This window comes from Pseudomonas sp. B2M1-30, assembly GCF_025447575.1.
Taxonomy (GTDB): Bacteria; Pseudomonadota; Gammaproteobacteria; order Pseudomonadales; family Pseudomonadaceae; genus Aquipseudomonas; species Aquipseudomonas botevensis.
In genome coordinates, this window is sequence record NZ_JAOEJT010000040.1 from 1 (window position 1) to 482 (window position 482).

Genomic DNA, 482 nt, shown 5'->3' on the forward strand with positions numbered 1-482 from the left:
CTGCCGGACAACAGCAAGCTCGATTACCAGTACGCCAAGGGTGGGGCGCTGACGGCCATTGACCTCAATGGTGCGCGACTGACCAGCCATGTTTACCAGTCAGGGCGCGAACAACAGCGGCAACAGGGCTTGTTGCTCAGCGAATATGCCTACGACGAGCAAGGCCGATTGCTGGCGCACAGCGTAGGCCATCAACGAGACTCGCTGTATCGCCGCGACTTTGCTTACAGCGCCAACGGCAATCTCGACCACATTTCCGACAGTCGACACGGTCAGCGCAACTATCAATACGACGCGCTCGATCGATTGATCCGTGTGCATCACACCCGTGACCAGGCACCGGAAAACTACGCCCACGACCCTGCCGGCAACCTGCTGATGCAGGACCGCCCCGGCCCGAGCCACATCAAAGGCAACCGCCTGCTGATGCAGGGCGACCGCCACTACGACTACGACGCCTATGGCAACCTGATCCGCGAACG

1 pseudogene is annotated in these 482 nt (G+C 60.6%); it reads left to right on the forward strand.

The window, feature by feature from the left end:
• Window positions 1-482, forward strand: a pseudogene (locus tag N8H74_RS29220) (type IV secretion protein Rhs); the annotation flags it as partial.